A 21090-nucleotide genomic window follows, 5' to 3' on the forward strand; every position below is an offset into this window, starting at 1 on the left:
GCCGTCATGCAAGTGAAGGAGGAATTCTTCGTGCCTACAGTCAGAGATGTCATGTCTACCGACTGCGTAACCGTAACGCTGCAGGATAACGTCTATGAAATCGCGCTTAAAATGAAACAGCACGATATCGGCTTCATTCCCGTCGTGGAAGGAAGCAAGCTGATCGGCGTCGTAACCGACCGGGATCTGGTCGTCCGCGGCTACGCCGAGAAACACAGCGGATCCACGGCCGTTAAGAAAGTCATTTCCGAAAACTTGACGACGATCTCGCCGGAAACGGATGTCCAGGAAGCGGCCAAAGTGATGGCCCAGCACCAGGTACGACGTCTTCCGGTCGTTGAGGACGGTAATTTGGTCGGCGTTATCGCGATCGGAGACCTTGCGGTCCGGGATAAGCTGGAAGACGAAGCGGGAGAAGCGCTGAGCCGTATATCGGAAGGGCGGAGCACGTCTTCGAACAAATGAATGCTGCTTGATAGCCAGAAAAGACGCACCGATGCCGGTGCGTCTTTTCTGGCTATCAAAATATAGGCTATCCGGCTTTGCGGTAGCCGGCCTTTTTGGCGTCGTTCTCCGTGCAGAACATTGCTTCCGCCTGTGTCTGCTCGTAGGATGAGCTCCCTGGAACGTGATATATTTTTTCTTTCTTCGAATTGATATTGCCTTTGATTTGAGGGTCGGGGCAGGCCGCCGTTTGATTGGCAGCTTCCGGATTTTTGCCGGAGCCGCCCTTTGGGGAATCGCCGGTTTTGGTGGGAGATGAAGGGTTTTTGACGCCCCAGAGGCCCTTGTTTTGGGACCGGGCTTCCCGCTCCGTTTTGACAAAACGATCGGAGAACATCACATTGGGCTGAATGGTCATCACGTTGGCATACCCTTCCTGGAGGAGAAGTTCGTTATACATGACGGACTCCCCTTCAATAAAGACGTATCGGAGCAGCCGGCCGTACTTATCGGTATCTCCGGCATCGTTGAACAGATAGACGGTTGCTCCGGTCAACCGTTTTTTCGTATAGTCGGACGCTTCCTTGCCGTAAGTTTCGACAGGGCTGTTCGGCTTGACGGTTTCAGGCGTGTTGCAGCCGATCAGCCGCACTTTATCCCCGTTTTCCAGCTCGAACGTATCGCCGTCCACGACTCTTTTGACCTTGGCTGTCGTCATTTTTTGCGTTTTCAGCTCGGGATAACGGGCAAGGACGGTTTCTTTAAACGATCCGGAATCCGTTTTTGGTTGGGCGGACCCGCAGGCCGCAAGAAAAAGTGCGGCAAGAATAAACAGAAGAAGGGCTTTTTTTGTGTTCATGAGATCAATTCCTTGTTGTGAGTTTGGATGCCCCTTTTTGGGAAAAGGAACCTAGCCATTATACAATGCTCCGAAATGGAGCACAATTGATGCAGCAGCGTTTATTTCTCGGAAATTCCCTTCATACTAGGAATAGTGAAGAGAGAACTCGGATAAAAAGGGAGGCCTCGCCGTGAATCCGGCATCTGAAAATGCGCTCATCGTTCAGCAGGACCTCACTGTGCTGGCGGAAGCGGATCATGAGCGCTTCGAGTCAATCCGTGCGGAATTGGCGCTTTTCGCGGATCTCGTTAAAAGTCCGAAGCATCTGCATACCTACAAAATAACCCCCCTGTCTCTGTGGAATGCGGCAGCTTCGGGCCTGCGCAGCGGCGATATTATCCGTTTTCTGAAGCAGGAATCCAAATACGGGATTTCCCGCCGCATGGAGGATGAACTTCTCTCCATTCTGGACCGGTATGGACTGCTCCGGCTCGTTTCCGACAAGGGGAAGCTGTATCTCCAATCCGCAGACACGGAATTGCTGGCCAAACTGGGCGGTTTGAAAGAGTTTCAGCGGTTTTTCGACCGGGAAGACGCAGATCTCACGGAAGCCGTGCAAAGTTCCACACTCGCAGTCCGGCCGGACATGAGGGGCGTCATGAAGCAGGAACTGACGCGGCTCGGGTATCCGGTCATTGATATGGCTGGTTATCACGCGGGAGAAGAGCTTCCGGCGGAGCTAAAGGGAGTGGAACTGAGAGACTACCAGCGCCAAGCGGTAGAGTGCTTTCATCCGGCCGACGGTTCGGACGGAGGCAGCGGAGTGCTCGTTCTGCCCTGCGGAGCGGGAAAAACGGTCATCGGCCTCGCCGCGTTGGCAAAGCTAAGCTGTGCGGCACTGATCCTGACTACGAATGTGACATCCGTCCGCCAATGGATCAAAGAGATTCTGGGCAAGACCAGTCTGGACGAATCACGCGTCGGCGAATACAGCGGGGACATCAAGCTGGTTAGACCCGTCACCATCGCGACGTATCAAATTCTTACACACCGGCGTGAAAAAGGCGGCGAACAAGCTCATATGGAGCTGTTCAACAGCCGCGACTGGGGGCTCATTATCTATGACGAGGTGCATCTTTTACCCGCTCCCGTTTTCCGGGCGACCGCGGATATCCAGGCAACCCGGCGGCTCGGACTGACGGCAACCCTCGTGCGCGAGGACGGACGCGAGGAGGATGTTTTTTCGCTGATCGGCCCCAAACTGTTCGATATGCCCTGGAAGCGGCTGGAGCTGGAAGGATGGATCGCACGGGTAACCTGTACGGAGGTTGGCGTGGAGATGGAGACCGTTGAGCTGCAAAACTATTACGAGGCGGACAAAAGAAGCCGGTTCCGCATAGCCGGGGAAAACTCCCGCAAATTTCTGGCGTTAACGCGACTTCTGGCCCGCCATGACGGAGAAGCGATTCTCATTATCGGCCAATATTTGGACCAGTTGAAAGAAGTCGCCCGGAAATTAACGATTCCGCTTATTACCGGCGAAATGCCGCAGGTGGACCGGCAGCGGCTCTATGAAGCTTTTAACACCGGGCTTGTCCGGATTCTCGCCGTTTCGAAAGTGGCGAATTTCGCCGTCGATCTTCCGGATGCTTCTGTCGCCATCCAGCTTTCGGGAAGCTACGGCTCCAGGCAGGAAGAGGCTCAGCGCCTCGGGCGCATACTCCGGCCCAAGAAGGGGAGAAACGAGGCTTTCTTCTACACATTGGTCAGCAGAGGGACGAGCGAGCAGGAGTATGCGCTTAAGCGGCGGATTTTTCTGCTCGAGCAGGGGTACGAGTACAGGATAGAGGAGGGCGGGAGCGATGAACTATGCGCAAATACTCGATAAAATGCCGCCGGCCGTTTCCAGGCAGCTGCTCGGACAAGATTGGATAAAAAGCGCGGTAGCGCATGGTATGGAGGCCCGGGAAGCTTTCGGTAATGAGGAGGTGCTCAGAAAGCTCCGGGCAACTCTGCAGTCCGATGAGGAGAAGCTGCTTCGGCGGATCGTCGTCCGTTTCGGCAGCCGGCCTTTTACACCGGCCGAACTTGAGAAGGAAACGGCGGACTGGGCGGCGGCTTTGGTTAAAACGGCTCTCACGGGTCTGCGCAGACGGGGGCTGATCGCGGCGTTCCGCAAATCGTGGGGCGACCGGCTGTTCCTGCTTCCGCAGGACGGTCTGCGGGGGTGGCAGGCCGTGTTTTTTGGCCACGGCTGTAATGGAGTCGGGCACGGCGACGGAGCGGGCAGCCCGTGGAGTATCGGCAGCGGCGATAACGCCAAGCTGCGGCAGCTTTACGAGCAGGGAGACAAGCCGCGCCAGGGACTACCGCTGGACTTGCTTCTCCTGCTCAATTATGCGGATCTGCACGAGCTGCCGCTTACACAGCGTGGAGCTTTGCACAAGCGCCATGTACAGAAAATGACGGCGCTTCTCGGCTTTGACGAAACCGACCTGGCCGGCTGCGGGCTCCAGTTCGCGCATGCCGATACCTATCCGGTATCGCTGGCGGCAGCCTTGGATTTTTTGCAGCGGCTGGGGCTCCTGTACCGGAGCGGGGACCGGCTTGTCCTGCACAAGCCCCGGCTTCGTGACTGGCTTGCCACGGACGAGGCGCTTCAAACGGACATGTTGTACCGGCTGTGGACGGAACACCGTTTCCCCGAAGAAGTGGATCTGCAGCATGCGGTATGTCTGCTCGACAAGCTCGCGGCCGGCACAAAAATACGGCTGAGCCGCTTGGCAGCCGAGCTGAACAGGCGGGAAACGCTGACCGGAGGAGAGGAGGAGGGGGCGCGTTTTTCCCTCCGGCTGGTTCAGAAATGGCTTCAGCCTCTGCGGGCGTTCGGATGGCTCGACTGGGAGCCGGAAGACAGCGGCGACGTATCGGTTAGCTGGCTTTATCCCGTGCGGGATGAACAGAGAGCGAATGAGGAGCGAAAAACGGCGAAACCGTCCGGCTTTTTGTATGTACAGCCGGATTTCGAGGTGATGGTCTCGCCGGAATGCCCGCTCACGGTACGCTGGGAAATCGCCCGTTTCGCGGAGCTCGTGAAAAGCGACCGGATGGCCGTGTACCGCCTGACCAAAGAAAGCGTCCAAAGAGGGGCGGATCACGGAACTCCGCCGGAACAGGCCTTGGAGCTTCTCGAAAATCATGCCCGCCACGGTGTGCCGGAAACGGTCCGGCTTACGATCACCTCATGGGGCGAACAGTACGGCCGGGTCGTGCTCGGCGGCGTGACTCTTCTGCGCTGCGCGGACGCACAGCTGGCGGAACAAATCTCGCGCCATCCCAAGATCGGGAGGCTGCTGCTTGAGAAAATCGGGGACGCTGATTTTATCGTTCCGGCAGGCAAAATGACCGACATGATGAAGCTGCTGGACGCAGCGGGCTTTTCTCCCCGACATACGGCTGATTTTCAGGACGAAGAGGAAGCGCCGGACCCGGATGGAGAAGCGGAAACAGAGACGCTTAAAGGGATTGTGTACGATCAGGACCCTGTCCAGTACCTGGAACTGGAGACCCGCCTGCCTTCCGCAGAGGAAATGTATCCCGGAATGCGGGATATTCCTGCGGTCTGGTATCGGGACAGCAGGGGATACCATGCGTCGACCATTCTTAAAATCGCTCGGCAGGCGATTTCCTGGGGAGCCCCTGTTTTGGCCGAGGTTGAAGGCAGTACAGCGGCGGTATGGATCCCGCGCAGAGCCGTAGAACGGGGAGGAGAGCTGACCATCGAATTGTCGGACGGCGCAGGCAGAAGCAGAACGGTTCAAGCCGGTCGGATCAGCCGCATCCGCATCCTTTTGCCCGGATTATCCGGTACTTAAATTTGTTAAACTTGATTTATGGAAAATTATGTAATATAATTTGTTTCATGCGAATCATTTCTTTATTTTCAATCACCAGGACGCCTGTAAACGATCTTTTTTTTCTGAGGAGTCTCCAACAAAAGTCACCCCGGATGCTTTTAAAAATGGAGAAAGTCCTAGGGAACTGTGATATGATAGGGGGAGTACGCAGGAAACACAAAAGGAAGTGATCGATTGTGAGTGTGGCGGAAGCCAAGACAATGGATATGTCGTCCATTCTTATGGGGGCGTATCAGGTAGGCGATCTCATTAACAACTCTGCCGAAGTGGCGGATTATCTATATTGGAAGCAGGCGGTTGAACAGGATTTCGAGGCGCAGAGGCTCGTGAGAGAGTTCAACAAAGCCAAAGATTTGTTCGAGGAATGCGAGCGTTTCGGCCATTTCCATCCCGATTACCATGCCGCACTGGAGAAAGTCCAGGCCGTACAGTTCCGGCTTGAGCAGGTGCAGAGCATAAGCAAGTTCAAGGAAGCGGAAGAACGGCTTGACCGATTGCTGTATACCATATCGAAAACAATCGCGACCGCCGTATCCGATACCATCAAAGTTCCCGGCGGGCTCGACTCCGGATCGGGCGGCTGCGGAGGCAGCTGCGGATCGGGCGGGAGCTGCTCCAGCTGCGGTTAACCTCCGCAGGGGACCGGACAAGCGGAACCGGGGGCTTAGCCCCTTAAGGTTTCCGTACCAACAGCCTTGACAATCCGAACGTCTCTTGACGGGGACGATAATAGCCGATTTTAAAAAAAGCCGTGCCTGCGGATTACTCCCGCGGACACGGCTGCTGTTTAAGTAAGCTTGAAGTCGGCTTGAATGGAGCCTACGACGGTGCCCTGCCAATTCGTGACCTTCGGCTCGCGGAATTCCGCAAGGGCCTCCGTCTCGCGCGCATGAAGCAGACCGAGCTGGACAAGCGCTTCGAACATCGCGCAGTAGAGCGCTCTCTGGGCGCCGTCCTCGATCTTGAGGACAAGGCCCAGTCCTTCATCGGGCACGGTAACGGCGAAGAGGCCTTCGGCGCCCATCTTCCCGATGATTCTGCCGCCGGTCGCTTCGGCCAGTCGCGTGTCGAAGCGGTCGCTTCCCGCGAGGTAGGAAGGCTCCCGCCGGATGGCCGCAATGATGCGGCGGCACGCGTCCGCGCGTTCGGCACAGAGGCCGTCGGGCTTGCCGAGCCGCGCGTAAGCGAGCGCGAGGCGGTCGATGGCCAGCCCGAACACCGGCACGCCGCAGCCGTCTACGCCCAGAGGAATCTCCTCGGGGGCAAGGCCCGCCATTTCGGCGACGGCCTGGAGCATCTGGCGCTGCACGGGATGCTCGGGCGACATGTAATGCTCGGTGCTAACGCCGAGCTTAGCCGCCAGAGAGAGCATGCCGGAGTGCTTGCCGGAGCAGTTGTTGTGCAGGGGCGTGGGGGCTTCCCCCTCCTCGCGCATCTGCCGCGAAGTCGGCTTGTGGAACGGATAGTGCGATCCGCACTGCAGATCGTCCGCTTCCGCGCCCGCTTTGGCCAGAATGGAGCGCGCCGCGCGGACATGCCGGTCTTCCCCGTTATGGGAAGCGCAGATCAGGGCGATTTCGGCGTCCGTGAAGCCGAAGTCGGAAGCCGCGCCCGATTCGAGAACGGGCAGCGCCTGAATCAGCTTTGCGGTGGAACGCGCGAATGTAACCGCATGCGGATCGCCCAGGCTGTGAAGCAGGCGGCCCGTATGATCGACGACAGCGATATGGCCGCGGTGAATACTTTCAGTGATGGGCCCGCGAATGACGCGGGCAATGACAGCCGAAGAAGCCGACATTTAGGATCATCTCCAACCCGTAAAATAGAATTCAGTTTATCAAAAGCGAATACTGCTAAAGGAGTCAAACGACATGATAACGGAGCGAACCGGACTTATCATATGGGTGACTGATTTGAAAGCCGCCAAAAATTTGGAGCGCTTCGGATCGGTGCACTACATGTCCAAGAAAATGCACTATGTGGTGCTGTATATTCATGCCAGCCGGTATGACGAAACCGTACGCCAACTTCAGAAGCTGGCTTACGTACGCAAGGTGGAGCGTTCTTACCGCGGTGAAATTAAAACCGAGTACGAAAGCCACGGACCGGACAAATCAAAATTTTACACACTGTAGAGCAAAAGCGCAAATCTGTTTTTCCAAATAAGCCTGTTATTTGACCGGAGGTCAGCCCTTGCAGGCGCTGCGGCTGAGAACGTATTCTGAAATCTTATTTCATCATCTTTGCAGTTTATGAGAAGATTGATTTTTTTGTTAATTTTGAATTTTCTACAGTTGTGTGACATTTTTTCTTGTGCCGCGCCATATTTATGAATTAAGTGAGCGTTTTTATTTGGAAATATTTAAATATTGAGTTACAATGGTGAAAACCAGTAGGTATAAAGGCCTAAACGCTTGGAGAGGAGTTGTGATTCATGAGGGACAAAACAATGGACCGCTGGAGCACGTACGAACCTTTTTATGTTAACCTGAACGACAAAAAAATTGCGGACATTGTGATCACGAATCACGCTCGTCTCCGCTGGGTGGACCGGGTCGAAAACGAGAAAACCGGCTTCGAGGACATTTGCGATTTTTTATGGGATAAACTGAAAGACGGACGGATCGCTTCGTATTACAAGAACGAACAGGACGTTTATCTTGTGGACGACGATCTGGTGATGGTCGCCGAGTTTTCCGTCATTGAGAACGAAACCGATATTGCGGGCAACCCGCTGCATAAAATGATTATCGTGACTTTCCTCGGCAGAATGTCGGAGACCATCGAGCTGCGCGATCTGAAATCGTACTACTCGTGGCTCCGCCACTCCCGCCGGATGACGCTGATCAAGAACAGCCGCAAGCGGCGGTAACTCCGGGCAGATGAAGGATTACGGCACGGCGAAGAGCATGTCTGCATTTTGCAGGCATGCTCTTTTTTCCGTCGTATAAATGCTATAATAAATGCGGAGAAAGGGCGGCGATGACGATGGCTCTGAATTTTCACCAGCTTCACATCTTTTATACGGTAGCCGAAAAAGGCAGCTTTTCGCACGCCGCGCAGGCGCTTCATATGACGCAGCCCGCGGTAACGATGCAGGTGCAGTCCCTGGAGGATCATTTCGGAATCAAGCTGTTTCACCGCTCTACCAAAAAAATCGAATTGACGGAAGCGGGGAGGACGCTGATTCCCTACGCCCGCAAGTGCGTCGAGCTCATCCGGGAAACCGAGAACGCCATGACAGGCTTTACGGCCATGGCCGAAGGACGGCTGCAGCTCGGAGCCTCGCTGACGATGGGGGAATATATCCTGCCCCGCCTGCTGGGACCCTTCCGCAAAGAATACCCGAATATTTCGGTTGCGATGAAAGTAATGAATACGACGCAAATTTTGGACGAAATTTTTGCCCATCAGCTGACGTTCGGCCTTGTTGAGGCTCCCATCCAGCATCCGGATGTCCACACGGAAGCCATTTTGAGCGATGAGCTGAAGCTGATTGTCCCTGCAGGGCATCCGCTGGCGGAGATGGATACGATCCGTATGGAGGACGTTTTCCGATACCCGTTCGTCCTTAGGGAAGAAGGCTCGGGTACCCGGCGCGTTATGGAAGAGGAGCTGGAGCGGAGGGGCATCGCGTGCAGCGGAATGGACATTGTCATGGAACTGGGCAGCACGGGAGCGATCAAATCGGCGGTAGAAGCCGGTCTCGGCGTTTCCATTTTGTCGCAGTCTTCGGTTAAACATGAGGTCCGGCTTGGTATATTAAAGATAAAAGAAATCGAAGGCGTATCTTTTTCGCGCAGTTTCTACGCGATTTATTTGAATTCGACCCTTCTGCCGTTGTCGGCTGTTAGTTTTTTGAATTTTATGCGACGAGACGATCTGGTCAAATGGCTTTAGAAACGGATAGAAACGGGCGTTACATCCCTATAGAGATGACCGGATGCACTTTGCCGGAGAAAAAGGAGGGGCACCATTTATGACTCAATGGGCCGATTTGCATACGCACACGACGGCGTCGGACGGAACGCAGGCGCCCGAGGACAACGTCCGGCTGGCTAAGGAAGCCGGGCTTACGGCCGTAGCAATAACCGATCACGATACGGTATCAGGCGTCAGGGCGGCGCAGCTTGAAGGCAGACGGATCGGGATCGAAGTCGTTCCCGGCGTCGAGATCAGCACGGTGGCCGGCGGGCAGGATATCCATGTGCTCGGTTACTACATCGATACGGAGTCGGAAAGCTTTCTGGAGCGTCTGGAAGAGCTCCGTAATACGCGCAACAAGCGCAACGAGATGATGCTGGCGCGTTTGAACGAGCTGGGTCTTGCCGTTTCGATGGAGGAAGTCGTCAAACACCTGGAGGCCGGCAAAAGCGAAGAGGATACGATCGGCCGCCCTCATATCGCAAACGTTCTGCTTGCCAAAGGCTATGTAAGCTCGATGAACGAAGCGTTCGAGAAATATCTGGGCAAAGGCGGAGCCGCCTATGTCAATCCGCCACGCATCCGTCCCGTCACGGCCATCGATTGGATTAGAGAGGCCGGAGGAGCCGCTGTGCTTGCCCATCCGGGTCTTTACGGCGATGAAGACATCGTGCGGGAACTCATCGCATATGGTTTAGATGGCATCGAAGTCAGCCACGCCGATCATACGCCGCAGCAGGAAGCCCATTACGGGCGTCTGGCCCGCGAGCACGGGCTGATCGCAACGGCGGGCTCGGATTTCCACGGCGTTCGTGCCGGTCAGGTATTTCACGCTCCTCTCGGTTCCAAGCGTACTTCGCTGGAAACCGTGCGGAAGCTTCAGGAACGGAGGAACAACCGTGAAAATTCGTAAAGCGATCATTCCCGCGGCCGGTCTCGGAACGCGTTTTCTGCCCGCCACCAAGGCGCAGCCCAAGGAAATGCTGCCGCTGGTGGATAAACCAGCCATTCAATACATAGTCGAGGAAGCCATCGAATCCGGGATCGAGGATATTCTAATCGTCACGGGGCGTAACAAGCGCGCGATCGAAGATCATTTCGACAAATCCGTCGAACTGGAAATGATGCTCGAGGAGAAGGGGAACGATGAGCTTCTTTCCCTGGTCCGTACGGTCACGAACCTGGCCGATGTGCATTATATCCGTCAAAAGCAGCCGCTTGGGCTGGGCCACGCGATTTACTGCGCCCGCAAGTTTATCGGGAACGAACCGTTTGCGGTACTTCTCGGAGACGATATCCTTCGTTCGTCCAAACCCGCTCTGCGCCAGATGATGGACGTGTTCGAGGAGACTCAGACGTCCGTCATCGGCGTCCGTGAAGTTCCCTGGGAAGATGTGAGCAAATACGGAATTGTCGCACCCTCGGACGAAATTACGGCTTATAAGAAAATTGCGGATCTCGTGGAGAAACCGGACCGCGGCGATGCGCCTTCCAACCTGGCCGTAATCGGCCGCTATCTGATTATGCCGGAGATTTTCGATATCCTGGAAAAATGCGAGCCCGGTCGCGGAGGTGAAATCCAACTGACGGACGCGCTGCGCATTTTGAACGAAAAGCAGCCGATGGTCGCCTATCCGATCGAGGGGAGAAGATACGACGTCGGCGATAAATTCGGCTATATCCAGGCCACCATCGAAATGGCTTTGGAGCGGGAAGGGCTGCAGGAGGAACTGCGCTCGTATTTAACGAACCTCGTCCGTCACGAGTTTCATATCGGATAAGGAGGAGAATCTTGAATGGAGCGCATTGCCGTTATTGGGACGGGATATGTCGGGCTCGTTACCGGATGCTGCTACGCCGAAATCGGGCATGAAGTCATCTGCGTAGACATCGATCCGGATAAAGTCCGCCGTCTCAGCCTTGGCGAAATTCCGATTTACGAACCTGGGCTGGGGAAGCTTGCGGCCTCGAACCAGGCCGCCGGCCGGTTGTCTTTCACGACCGACCTGGCAAGAGCCGTGCAGGATTCGTCCATCCTATTCATTGCGGTAGGAACGCCTACGCTCGAAAACGGGGAAGTCGACATGGAACAGGTCCGCGGCGCGGTGGAGACATTGGCGCGGCAGATGGACGATTATAAAATCATCGTGATGAAAAGCACAGTGCCCGTAGGAACGTCCAGACGCATCCGCCAGTGGATGGAAGAAGGGCAGGTGAGGCCCGTTCCCTTCTCCGTCGTGTCCAATCCGGAGTTTCTAAGAGAAGGGACGGCCATTCACGACACGTTTCATCCCGACCGGGTCGTGATCGGGTCCGACGATGAGGATGCCGCTCTCCGCGTTGAGAAGCTCCAAGCCGCCTTCGGCGGCGAGGTTGTGCGGACCGACCCCGAGAGTGCCGAACTGATTAAATATGCGTCCAATGCCTTCCTGGCCGCTAAAATTTCATTCATCAACGAAATGGCGAACGTATGCGAGAAAGTAGGTGCGGACGTCAGTCTCGTTGCCCGGGGAATGGGGCTCGATAACCGGATCGGACCCAAGTTTCTGCAGGCGGGAATCGGTTACGGCGGTTCCTGCTTCCCCAAAGATACGAGGGCCCAGCTGAAAATCGCCCAAAATGCCGATTATGATTTCCGCATTCTGCGGGCGGTCATCGAGGTCAATACGCTTCAGCGCGAACGGTTTGTCGAGAAGGTGACGGCCGCTTTGGGCGGAAATGCGACAGGCCGGAGCATTACGGTATGGGGGCTTGCGTTTAAGCCCAACACGGATGATCTTCGCGATGCCCCTGCGCTGGATATTATCCGTTCCCTGCAGGAGCGGGGAGCGGTTGTGACCGCGTACGATCCGGCTGCGGCTTCCAAGGCGTCTGTTCTGCTTCCCGGTGTACGCTGCCTGACCGATCCTTATGAGGCCGCGGAAAATGCGGAAGCCGTTGTGATCGCAACCGATTGGGAAGACCTGCGGCGTATCGATTTCGATAGGCTCCGCAGCCTGGTCAGAGAGCCGCTGATTATCGACGGGCGCAACATGTTTGCCCCCGCCGAGATGGCGGAGAAAGGCTTTACTTATGTGTCCGTCGGACGCCCCGCATTCCCCGGAGCGGTTTAAACCGTTCATTGTCTAAGCTTTGTAAATGGTCTATAATTGGGGCATGTTCAAGGTTAGCCGGGGGTACAAAGACATGAGCCGACTTTATACAATCAAGGAAGCCTCGATGCGTTCCGGGCTATCCACCCAGTTGATCCGCAAATGGGAGGAGCGTTACGGCGCCGTTCAACCGGACCGTTTTCCGAACGGATATAGAGGCTACACGAATCATGATATAGAAACATTGATATGGCTGAAAAGCAAGGCGGATTCGGGTGTTCCCATCGGTCTCGCCGTTCAGGAACAACAGCTGCAGCTCGAAAGCTCGGCCGCGACCGAGACATTTTCTCCGGCCGAGGCCGAGCTTCCGTTTATCCGCAGCGAACTGAAAGAGTATCAGGAGGAGCTGCTGGGTTTCTTTCTTCATCTGGATCAGGCGGGCGCCCAGCGGTTTTTCGACCGGCTTGCGGCGCTGCACCAAATGGACTTTATTCTGCTTCAAGTTCTGCAGCCGACGCTGATCCGAGTCGGAGAGATGTGGGAACGGGGAGAAATCTCCGAATATCAGGAGCATTTCGGGAGTCATTTTATCCGGGAACGTCTGCTGGCGTTAAAGAACTTATTTTCCGTTCCGCCGGGCGGCCCCAGATTGATTACCGCCTGTTCGCCTTACGAGCGTCATGAACTGGGGATTCTGTTTCTGGGTTATTTCGCGCTGCAAAACGGCTTTCAGACGCTGTATCTCGGAGCTTCGCCTTCGGAGAAAGGCATCTTCGATTGTCTGGAACAGAGCCGTCCCGCGGCGTTCGCCTTCGGTTCTTCAATGAAGTCGATGCTGGACGAAGCTTATCCGTTCTATGCAAAGCTGGACCGGAGAATCGGGGAGCTCGGCAGCCGGACCAAAGTGTTTATCGGCGGAAAGGCGATCGAACGCGACGAGGTGCTTCGCGGCACGAAGCATATTTACCTGCTTTCCGGCGATGCTCGTGAATGCGCGCTTAAACTGAAAAAGCTGACAGCCTATTGAGCTGTCAGCTTTTTTTGTTCGGCGTCCCGGCGGAGTTTCCGCAGCCTAGCCTCGGGCGCGAGTTTCGGAACTGCGTACTCGCCGGGGGCGTTGTCCTTGTTTTAAGCCTTCACGGTCTGCGGCATCTGCTTGATCAACTGATCGTCCGGGGTCACAAACAGCGTTTTCTGCTGTTCGTAAATGACGAATCCCGGCTTGGCGCCGCTCGGCTTATGCACGTGGCGGATGAGGGTATAATCCACGGGAACCGAGCTCGATTCCTTCGCCTGGCTGAAATAAGCGGCAAGCTGGGCCGCCTCGTGCAGGGTGGCTTCTCCGAACGACTGGCTGCGAATCACTACGTGCGAGCCCGGGATATCCTTCGTGTGCAGCCAAGTATCTCCGGCGCTCGCAAGCCGGTTCGTCACATAGTCATTCTGGGTATTGTTCTTGCCGACGTAGATCGGAACGCCTTCGCTCGACGTGAAGCAGGCCACGGACGGCTTATCGGATTTTTTCTTGCGCTTGCCTTTCGTATGGCGCTCACGCACATAACCCTGCTCCGCAAGCTCATCCCGGATTTCCGCGATATCCCGCATCGAGGCGGAACCGAGCTGCTGCAGAAGCGAGGAGAGGTACTGGATCTCCATCTCGGTCTGGCTCATCTGCTCTTCTACGTAGGCCAAACTGTTTTTGCTTTTTGTATACCGTTTAAAATAGCGCTGCGCATTCTCCGAAGGATTAAGCAGGGGATCGAGCGCTATGCTCTGCTGCGGCTGGGCTTCGTCGTAATAGTTGACCACAACGGCTGTTTTATCCCCTTTGCGGATTTGATGCAGATGGGCCGTAAGCAGTTCTCCCATAACGCGGAAACGGTCCGCGTCTTTCGCTTCTTCCTTCGTTTCCTGAAGTTTATCCATTTTCTTGATATTTTTGGCTTTCTCGTTCTGCAAAAGCTTAACGAGATCGGCGGCACGCTGCTTGACGGTGTCGCGCTCCGCCTTGTCCCCGAAGTAACTTTCCAGGCACTCGCTGACGGTAGGGAACACGCGGGACTCGCCTTCGATCTGGGTCAGTTCCATGACCGAGAAGAAAAGCTTGCCCGTCTTCGTTTCTTCAACGATGACGGGGGAATACCGCCGCTCGCGCACCGCGTCCGTCACGCTGCGGAAAGACTGCCACAGCGGGGCGAGCGCGTCCTCGCCGTACGGCACGCCGAGCCGGGTTCCGCTGCGGTAGACGATTTCCCGCGCCGCAAGGGGGCTCAGGCCGCTGAAGGAAGCGAGCATCTGCTTCTCCGGAGCGGCGTCTTCCCCGATTCCCGCGCTCATGCTCCGGCGGAACACGGCTTCGCTCGTATCCAGCGGATTCGTTTTGTCCTGAGCCGGCGGCTCCACGTAGGCGCTGCCGGGCATGACGATGCGATAAGAGCTGATCGCCGGCGTCACGTGATGAATGCCGTCCAGGATGGTGCCCGTGGAAGGGTCCATAAGAATCAGGTTGCTGTGTCTGCCCATGATCTCCACGACGATGGTTTTCGTGCTCACATCCCCGAGCTCGTCGCGCTGGCGCACACGGAAGTGAACGATCCGCTCCAGCCCGACCTGCTCGATGGAGTCGATGATGCCGCCTTCGCAGTGCTTGCGGAGCAGCATGCAGAACATGGGGGCTTCCTGAGGATTCAAGTACTGCCCTTCCGTCACGTGCATCCGCGGATAGGTAGGATTCGCGGAGAGAAGAAGTTTAAGCGAACGACCGCGGGCGCGGATCTGCATAACCACGTCACTGCCCGTAGGCTGATGTATTTTATTTATCCGGCCTCCTACACATTCCTGCAGCTCGTGCACGATTGCATGGAGGACCAGTCCGTCTAATGCCATGATGAAAGTCTCCTATCCAAGTTCATTACATTCTATCATGCCATAAATGCGAGGAAATTTTAAGTTCTTTCTTTAGAAGCGCCGTACAAGCTGGGATATTTTGCGGCTTGTCTGAATACATTTAGCAAGAGAAGCGGGTCTTGCACCTGAAAGTAACCGGGAGGGGAAACGGTGATGAGTCAGAAAGAATGGTACCAGATGACGGCGGATGAAGTCCTGCAGACGCAGCGCGTTCATCCGTCCGAAGGTCTGTCATCGGCAGAAGCGGACAACAGGCAGACCGAAGCCGGCCGCAATGAACTGTCCGAAGGAAAAAGCGTTTCGCCAGTCACTTTGTTTTTAAACCAGTTCAAAGACTTTATGGTTCTCGTATTGATGGGCGCCACACTCGTATCGGGACTGCTCGGCGAATTTTTGGACGCGATAACCATCGTCGCCATTATCATCATGAACGGAATTCTCGGGTTTATACAGGAATTCCGCGCGGAGCGTTCACTCCGTGCCTTGAAAGAACTTTCGGCGCCGGGAGCCAAGGTAATGCGCGGTGGCGAACTGCATACGATCCCCGCCCGTGACCTGGTTCCCGGGGATATCATCCTCCTGGAGAGCGGAGACCGGGTTCCCGCGGATATCCGGCTCATCGAAGCGAATAGCTTCTACGTGGAGGAATCCGCCCTGACGGGCGAGTCTGTTCCGGTCGGAAAAACCGTCGATCCCTTAAGCTCAGACACCGTGACGATCGGCGATCAGCGGAATCTCGCATTTATGGGCACGATGGTTACACGGGGGACGGGGAAGGGCGCGGTCGTGCGGATCGGCATGGAGACCGAAATGGGGAAGATCGCCGACCTGATCCAAAATACGGAGACGCTTGAAACCCCGCTGCAGCACCGGCTGGAGCAGCTCGGCAAGATTCTGATCGTCGTAGCGCTCTGCTTGACAGTCATGGTGGTTGTCGCCGGTATCGTGCACGGACAGCCTCCTTATGCGATGTTTCTCGCGGGAGTCAGTTTGGCCGTAGCGGCCATTCCGGAAGGACTGCCCGCCATTGTTACGATAGCTTTGGCTCTTGGCGTACAGCGCATGATCAAACGCAAGGCGATCGTCCGCAAGCTGCCCTCCGTCGAAACGCTCGGCTGCGCTTCCGTGATTTGCTCGGACAAGACGGGGACGCTGACCCAGAACAAAATGACGGTGACTCATCTGTGGGTCGGCGGCAGCCTGCTGGAAGTGAGCGGAGACGGGTACACGCCGGAAGGCGAGATCAGCGACGGCGGCACAAGAGTCAATCCCGCCAAAAATTCGATGCTGCGCCAGTTTCTTCAGGTATCGGCTTTGTGCAGCAATGCCGTCCTTTATAAAGAGGAAACGGAACCGGTCAAGAAAAAGCGCGGCAAAGACGAACTGCCGGATACAGTATGGAACGTAAAGGGAGATCCGACGGAAGGCGCTCTTGTCGTATTGGCCGCTAAAGCCGGCGTTACGCACGAAGTCTTGAATCCGCAGTTCGGCCGGCTGGCGGAGTTCCCTTTCGACTCCGAAAGAAAGCGGATGTCGGTTATCGTCTCCGGCGGAGGCCGCAAGCTCGTGATGACCAAAGGAGCGCCGGATGTGCTCATGCAGCACTGCTCCTACATTTTATGGGACGACAAGGTGATTCCGTTCACATCCACGCTGAAAGCCAAAGTGATGGTCGCGAACGAAGGGATGGCGCGTTCGGCGCTCCGCGTGCTGGGAACGGCTTACCGGGAGCTGAAGCCGACGGAGTCGTGCGAGGATCACGAGGATGCCGAGCGCGGGCTCGTCTTCGTAGGCTTGGCCGGCATGATCGATCCGCCGCGCCGCGAAGTCCGTGAAGCGATGGCCAAATGCCGCAAGGCCGGCATCAAGACGGTGATGATCACCGGGGATCACCTGACGACCGCGGAAGCCATCGCCAAGCAGCTCGGGATGCTCCCGGCCGGGGGGATGTGCATCAGCGGCCACCAGCTTGCGGCCATGGACGACGAGGCGCTCGAAAGCAAAGTAGACGATATCTACGTCTACGCCCGCGTTTCGCCGGAGCACAAGCTCCGCATCGTCAAAGCGCTCCAGGCCAAAGGCCATGTCGTCGCGATGACGGGCGACGGAGTCAATGACGCGCCGGCCATCAAGGCGGCGGATATCGGCATCGCCATGGGAATAAGCGGCACGGACGTGACGAAGGAAGCGTCGTCCCTGGTGCTCAGCGACGACAACTTCGCGACGATCGTGGCGGCTATCGAGGAAGGCCGGGGAATCTACGAGAATATCCGGAAGTTCATCCGGTATCTGCTCGCTTCCAATGTCGGCGAAATCCTGACGATGTTCCTCGCCATGATGGCGGGGCTCCCGCTGCCGCTTATCCCGATTCAGATTTTGTGGGTCAATCTGGTGACGGACGGCCTGCCCGCGATGGCGCTTGGCGTCGATCAGGCGGAAAAAGACCTGATGCAGCACAAGCCCCGCTCGGCCAAAGAAAACATTTTCGCACGCCGTTTGGGATGGAAAATCATTTCCAGAGGATTTCTTATCGGCATATGCACGCTGGGCGCTTTCTGGCTCGTGCTGCGGGAAAACCCCGGAGATGCCCAGCATCTCGTCAAGGCGCAAAGCGTTGCCTTCGCGACGCTCGTTATGGCGCAGCTCATCCATGTGTTCGACTGCCGCAGCTCGCGCTCCATTTTTCACCGCAATCCGCTTCAGAACAAATATCTGGTCCTGGCGGTCCTGTCTTCGCTCGTTCTGATGCTGGGCGTGATGTATACCCCGCAGCTGCAGCCTATTTTCAAAACCGTTCCGCTCGGCTTCAAAGACTGGATCATCGTGCTGGTTGCGGCAGGTATTCCAACCTTCCTGATGGGGCTGGGGAGCGTCATGCAGAATCCTTCCAAGAAAAAAACGTCGAAGTACAGCTCCAAGCCGAGTTTCCGGTAATCCCCGCAAGCCGGATCGCCCGGAAAGTTTTCAAACCCGTTAAACGGCCGAGGCCGTCACGGGTTTTTCTTTTTTGCGGGAAACTGGCGATAGCCAGACATATTCTTTTACGCTATGATAAAGGGAATGACATTACATCGATTTAGCGAGAGGGAACCCTTATGGAATTTACGAAAATGAACGGTCTGGGCAACGATTTTATCGTGTTGTCCGGCTATAAAGAACTTCCTGAGAATGTAGCGGAACTCGCTGTCCGCTGGTGCAACCGGTATTTCGGGATCGGCGCCGACGGGCTGGTGTTCATTCTGCCCTCCGAGAAAGCGGACGTGCAGATGCGCATCATCAATTCGGACGGAAGTGAACCGGAGCAGTGCGGCAACGCGATCCGCTGCGTCGCCAAATATGTGTACGACCGGGACCCCGGCAAAAGAGAAGCCATCACCGTCGAAACGCGCGGAGCCGGCGTGCAGCAGGTGCATGTGACCGCGGAGAAGGGCATCGCCAAAGCGATTCGCGTCGATATGGGAGAGCCTGTGCTTCAAGGTCTCGAAATCCCGACGACGATCGACGCCGAGCGGGTGATCGACCAGCCGATCGAAGCGGGAGGGCGGACCTTCACGTTTACGGCGGTTTCGATGGGCAATCCGCACTGTGTCATCGACGTGGAAGACGCGCGGAGCTTCGATCTGGCCGCCTGGGGGCCTCTGCTGGAGCGGCATCCGCTGTTTCCGAACAAGGCCAACGTCGAGTTTGTGACGGTCCGCTCCAGAGATTACGCGGATATGCGCGTATGGGAAAGGGGAGCGGGGCCGACGCTGGCCTGCGGAACCGGAGCGTGCGCTACGCTCGTCGCTCTCGTTTTGACGGGCAAAACGGATCGCACCGCCACGATTTCGCTTAAAGGCGGCGATCTGCTGATCGAATGGAACGAGGCCGACAACCGGGTGTATATGACCGGGCCGGCCGCGGAGGTTTACAAAGGAAAAGTCGAAGAGTAACGGCCGGCGGCGCGAAGCCGCCGGTTTTACTTTAGAACGTAAAAAGCCTTTAAGTTTGCGGGTCGTTTGTGTTAAAGTAAATGTACTATTTTGATGGGGTGGGAAGAACATGAAACCGGAACTCCGCCAGGTGCTTGCGCAGAAGATCCTTATCGGGGACGGAGCGATGGGGACCTACTTATATCAGCAGGGCTTTCCCGTCGGAATTTCCTACGAGGAGCTTAACCTGATTCAGTCCGAAGTGGTTGCCGACGTTCACCGTCGCTATTATGAAGCCGGTGCCCGGCTTATTGAAACGAATACTTTCTCCGCAAATAGGGAAAAATTATCCAAATACGGCCTTGAGCAGGAAGTCGAGGCCATCAACAGGGCCGGCGTCGAGCTGGCCCGCAGTTCGGTCGGCGAGGATGCTTACGTGGTCGGAGCGATCGGCCCGATCCGGGCGGGCATGCGCAAGAACGTCCGCACGTCGGATGTCGAGGATGCGCTGCGCGAACAAATTCTCGTGCTGCTTGATACTCAGGTGGACGGGCTGCTGCTGGAGACGTTCTACGATCTTGAGGAGATGCTTATCGCGCTGCGTCTGATCCGTCAGCTCAGCTCGATTCCCGTCATCTGCCAGTTCGCTACCGAAGGAATCAACACGACACACGACGGTATTTCCCTGCAGGACGCGTTCCTCCGCCTGAAAGAGGAAGGGGCCGATGTGATCGGATTTAACTGCCGTACGGGTCCCAACGGCATTCTGCGCTCCCTCCAGGGAGTCGCCCAACTGAGCGACATCCCGTTCTCGGTATTCCCGAACGCGGGTATTCCGGACTACGTGGACGGCCGTTATTCGTATGCCGCGACGCCGGAGTATTTTGCAGAAAGCGCGCTGCGCTTTGCCGATTTAGGCGCCAGGATCATCGGCGGCTGCTGTGGAACGACACCGGAGCATATCGCGGCTATGGTCAAGGCTCTCCAGGGCTACGAGCCGAACCGGAGCGAAGTATATGCGGCGGAATCCGTTTCCGCAGCGGAACGGGCCGTCGTGACCGAAGCCGCTCCGCAGACGTCCGTCCGGGAGGCGGATGTCGAACCTACTCTGGTCGACCTTGTGAAACAGCGCCATACGGTTATCGTGGAGCTGGACCCTCCGCGCGACCTGGATATCGGCAAGTTCATGGAAGGGACGAAGGCCCTCCAGGACGTGCATGTGGACGCTATTACGATGGCCGACAATTCACTGGCCGTGACGCGGATGAGCAATCTTGCGCTCGGCATGCTCGTTAAAGAACAGCACGGGGCGCGTCCGCTCATTCACATCGCCTGCCGCGACCGCAACAGCATCGGCACGCAGTCCCACCTGATGGGCCTGCACGCGCTGGGGATCGATCACGTGCTCGCCGTGACGGGAGATCCCGCGAGATTCGGCGATCTGCCGGGCGCAAGCTCCGTCTATGACATGACTTCGTTCGAAATGATCCGCATGATCAAACAGCTCAACGAAGGCATCGCTTTTTCGGGCAAGCCGCTCAAGAAGAAAGCCAATTTCATTGTCGGCGCGGCTTTTAATCCGAACGTGAAATATTTGGACAAGGCGGTCCAAAGACTGGAACGGAAGATCGAGTCCGGCGCCGATTATATCATGACCCAGCCCGTCTATGATCCGAAGCTGATCGAACGCATGCACGAGGCGACCAAGCATCTGGATGTTCCCGTTTTCGTAGGCATTATGCCTCTGGCCAGCGGCCGGAACGCGGAGTATTTGCACAACGAGGTTCCGGGTATCCAGCTTTCGGACGAAGTGCGCGCCAGAATGACGGGACTCGAAGGGGAAGAGGGGCGCAAAGAAGGCGTGGCTATCGCCAAAGAACTGCTTGATGCTGCAATGCCTCTGTTTAATGGCATTTATTTCATGACACCGTTCCTGTTTTACGACATGAGCGTGCAGCTTACACAGTACGTCTGGCAAAAAGCCGAGCGCCGTGAATTGCTCTTGTCCCCCCTTTTAAAATGAATTACAATAGGTTAATGGATGTGAGCCCCTA

At 56.3% G+C, this 21090-nt stretch carries 17 protein-coding genes; 14 read left to right on the top strand and 3 right to left on the bottom strand.

Annotated features, from left to right (window positions below; translation table 11 throughout):
• The first annotated feature begins 30 nt into the window (after positions 1 to 30).
• Positions 31 to 465: a CBS domain-containing protein gene (locus ABH899_RS02780; protein ID WP_369993794.1), complete on the top strand. Its 435-nt coding sequence runs from the start codon at positions 31 to 33 to the stop codon at positions 463 to 465.
• A 67-nt stretch (positions 466 to 532) separates the two neighbouring features.
• On the opposite strand, the gene ABH899_RS02785 is transcribed toward ABH899_RS02780, so the two are convergent.
• Complete coding sequence (locus ABH899_RS02785) at positions 533 to 1303, bottom strand: thermonuclease family protein (RefSeq protein ID WP_369993797.1); 771 nt, start codon at positions 1301 to 1303, stop codon at positions 533 to 535.
• 172 nt (positions 1304 to 1475) lie between these two features.
• On the opposite strand from ABH899_RS02785, the gene ABH899_RS02790 reads away from it, so the two are divergent.
• The 3 genes from ABH899_RS02790 to ABH899_RS02800 all read left to right on the top strand — a co-directional run bounded on the left by ABH899_RS02790 (position 1476) and on the right by ABH899_RS02800 (position 5831).
• Positions 1476 to 3173: a DNA repair helicase XPB gene (locus tag ABH899_RS02790; RefSeq protein ID WP_369993798.1), complete on the top strand. Its 1698-nt coding sequence runs from the start codon at positions 1476 to 1478 to the stop codon at positions 3171 to 3173.
• A complete protein-coding gene (locus ABH899_RS02795; RefSeq protein ID WP_369993800.1) occupies positions 3148 to 5160 on the top strand; it encodes a helicase-associated domain-containing protein in 2013 nt (670 codons plus the stop codon). The genes ABH899_RS02790 and ABH899_RS02795 overlap by 26 nt, the downstream gene beginning before the upstream one ends.
• A 218-nt stretch (positions 5161 to 5378) precedes the next feature.
• On the top strand, positions 5379 to 5831 hold the full coding sequence (locus ABH899_RS02800) for a YlbF/YmcA family competence regulator (protein WP_369993803.1): 453 nt from the start codon (positions 5379 to 5381) through the stop codon (positions 5829 to 5831).
• Between the two features lie 158 nt (positions 5832 to 5989).
• Here the strand turns inward: ABH899_RS02800 and ABH899_RS02805 are convergent, their stop codons facing one another.
• On the bottom strand, positions 5990 to 7000 hold the full coding sequence (locus ABH899_RS02805) for an asparaginase (protein ID WP_369993805.1): 1011 nt from the start codon (positions 6998 to 7000) through the stop codon (positions 5990 to 5992).
• A gap of 73 nt (positions 7001 to 7073) precedes the next feature.
• On the opposite strand from ABH899_RS02805, the gene ABH899_RS02810 reads away from it, so the two are divergent.
• The 7 genes from ABH899_RS02810 (at position 7074) to ABH899_RS02840 (ending at position 13245) form a co-directional block, all read left to right on the top strand.
• Positions 7074 to 7337: a YlbG family protein gene (locus ABH899_RS02810; protein ID WP_009672616.1), complete on the top strand. Its 264-nt coding sequence runs from the start codon at positions 7074 to 7076 to the stop codon at positions 7335 to 7337.
• Positions 7338 to 7636: 299 nt separating this feature from the next.
• The gene (locus ABH899_RS02815) at positions 7637 to 8074 is read left to right on the top strand and encodes a hypothetical protein (RefSeq protein WP_009672645.1); all 438 of its coding nucleotides are present in this window, start codon (positions 7637 to 7639) and stop codon (positions 8072 to 8074) included.
• A 116-nt stretch (positions 8075 to 8190) separates the two neighbouring features.
• Positions 8191 to 9102, top strand: coding sequence for a selenium metabolism-associated LysR family transcriptional regulator (locus ABH899_RS02820; RefSeq protein ID WP_369993809.1), 912 nt, complete (start codon positions 8191 to 8193; stop codon positions 9100 to 9102).
• Positions 9103 to 9181: 79 nt separating this feature from the next.
• On the top strand, positions 9182 to 10039 hold the full coding sequence (locus ABH899_RS02825) for a PHP domain-containing protein (protein ID WP_369993811.1): 858 nt from the start codon (positions 9182 to 9184) through the stop codon (positions 10037 to 10039).
• Positions 10026 to 10907 carry a UTP--glucose-1-phosphate uridylyltransferase GalU gene (gene galU / locus ABH899_RS02830; RefSeq protein WP_369993814.1) on the top strand — a complete coding sequence of 294 codons (882 nt, stop codon included), beginning with the start codon at positions 10026 to 10028 and terminating at the stop codon, positions 10905 to 10907. The genes ABH899_RS02825 and galU overlap by 14 nt, the downstream gene beginning before the upstream one ends.
• A 15-nt stretch (positions 10908 to 10922) precedes the next feature.
• Positions 10923 to 12239, top strand: coding sequence for a UDP-glucose dehydrogenase family protein (locus ABH899_RS02835; RefSeq protein ID WP_369993815.1), 1317 nt, complete (start codon positions 10923 to 10925; stop codon positions 12237 to 12239).
• A gap of 73 nt (positions 12240 to 12312) precedes the next feature.
• Entirely contained in the window at positions 12313 to 13245 is a 933-nt protein-coding gene (locus ABH899_RS02840) for a MerR family transcriptional regulator (RefSeq protein ID WP_369993817.1), read from the top strand.
• Between the two features lie 101 nt (positions 13246 to 13346).
• Here the strand turns inward: ABH899_RS02840 and ABH899_RS02845 are convergent, their stop codons facing one another.
• Positions 13347 to 15104 carry an Rqc2 family fibronectin-binding protein gene (locus ABH899_RS02845; RefSeq protein ID WP_369993819.1) on the bottom strand — a complete coding sequence of 586 codons (1758 nt, stop codon included), beginning with the start codon at positions 15102 to 15104 and terminating at the stop codon, positions 13347 to 13349.
• A gap of 174 nt (positions 15105 to 15278) precedes the next feature.
• Between ABH899_RS02845 and ABH899_RS02850 the strand changes: the two genes are divergently transcribed.
• The 3 genes from ABH899_RS02850 to ABH899_RS02860 all read left to right on the top strand — a co-directional run bounded on the left by ABH899_RS02850 (position 15279) and on the right by ABH899_RS02860 (position 21059).
• Positions 15279 to 18059 (top strand): calcium-translocating P-type ATPase, SERCA-type, encoded by a 2781-nt coding sequence (locus ABH899_RS02850; RefSeq protein WP_369993822.1) that lies wholly within the window; start codon positions 15279 to 15281, stop codon positions 18057 to 18059.
• 161 nt (positions 18060 to 18220) lie between these two features.
• Positions 18221 to 19057 carry a diaminopimelate epimerase gene (dapF, locus tag ABH899_RS02855; RefSeq protein ID WP_369993824.1) on the top strand — a complete coding sequence of 279 codons (837 nt, stop codon included), beginning with the start codon at positions 18221 to 18223 and terminating at the stop codon, positions 19055 to 19057.
• Between the two features lie 109 nt (positions 19058 to 19166).
• Positions 19167 to 21059 carry a bifunctional homocysteine S-methyltransferase/methylenetetrahydrofolate reductase gene (locus tag ABH899_RS02860; RefSeq protein ID WP_369993826.1) on the top strand — a complete coding sequence of 631 codons (1893 nt, stop codon included), beginning with the start codon at positions 19167 to 19169 and terminating at the stop codon, positions 21057 to 21059.
• Positions 21060 to 21090: the final 31 nt, after the last annotated feature.

This window comes from Paenibacillus sp. RC84, from assembly GCF_041260495.1.
In the GTDB taxonomy this organism is placed as follows: domain Bacteria; phylum Bacillota; class Bacilli; order Paenibacillales; family NBRC-103111; genus Paenibacillus_F.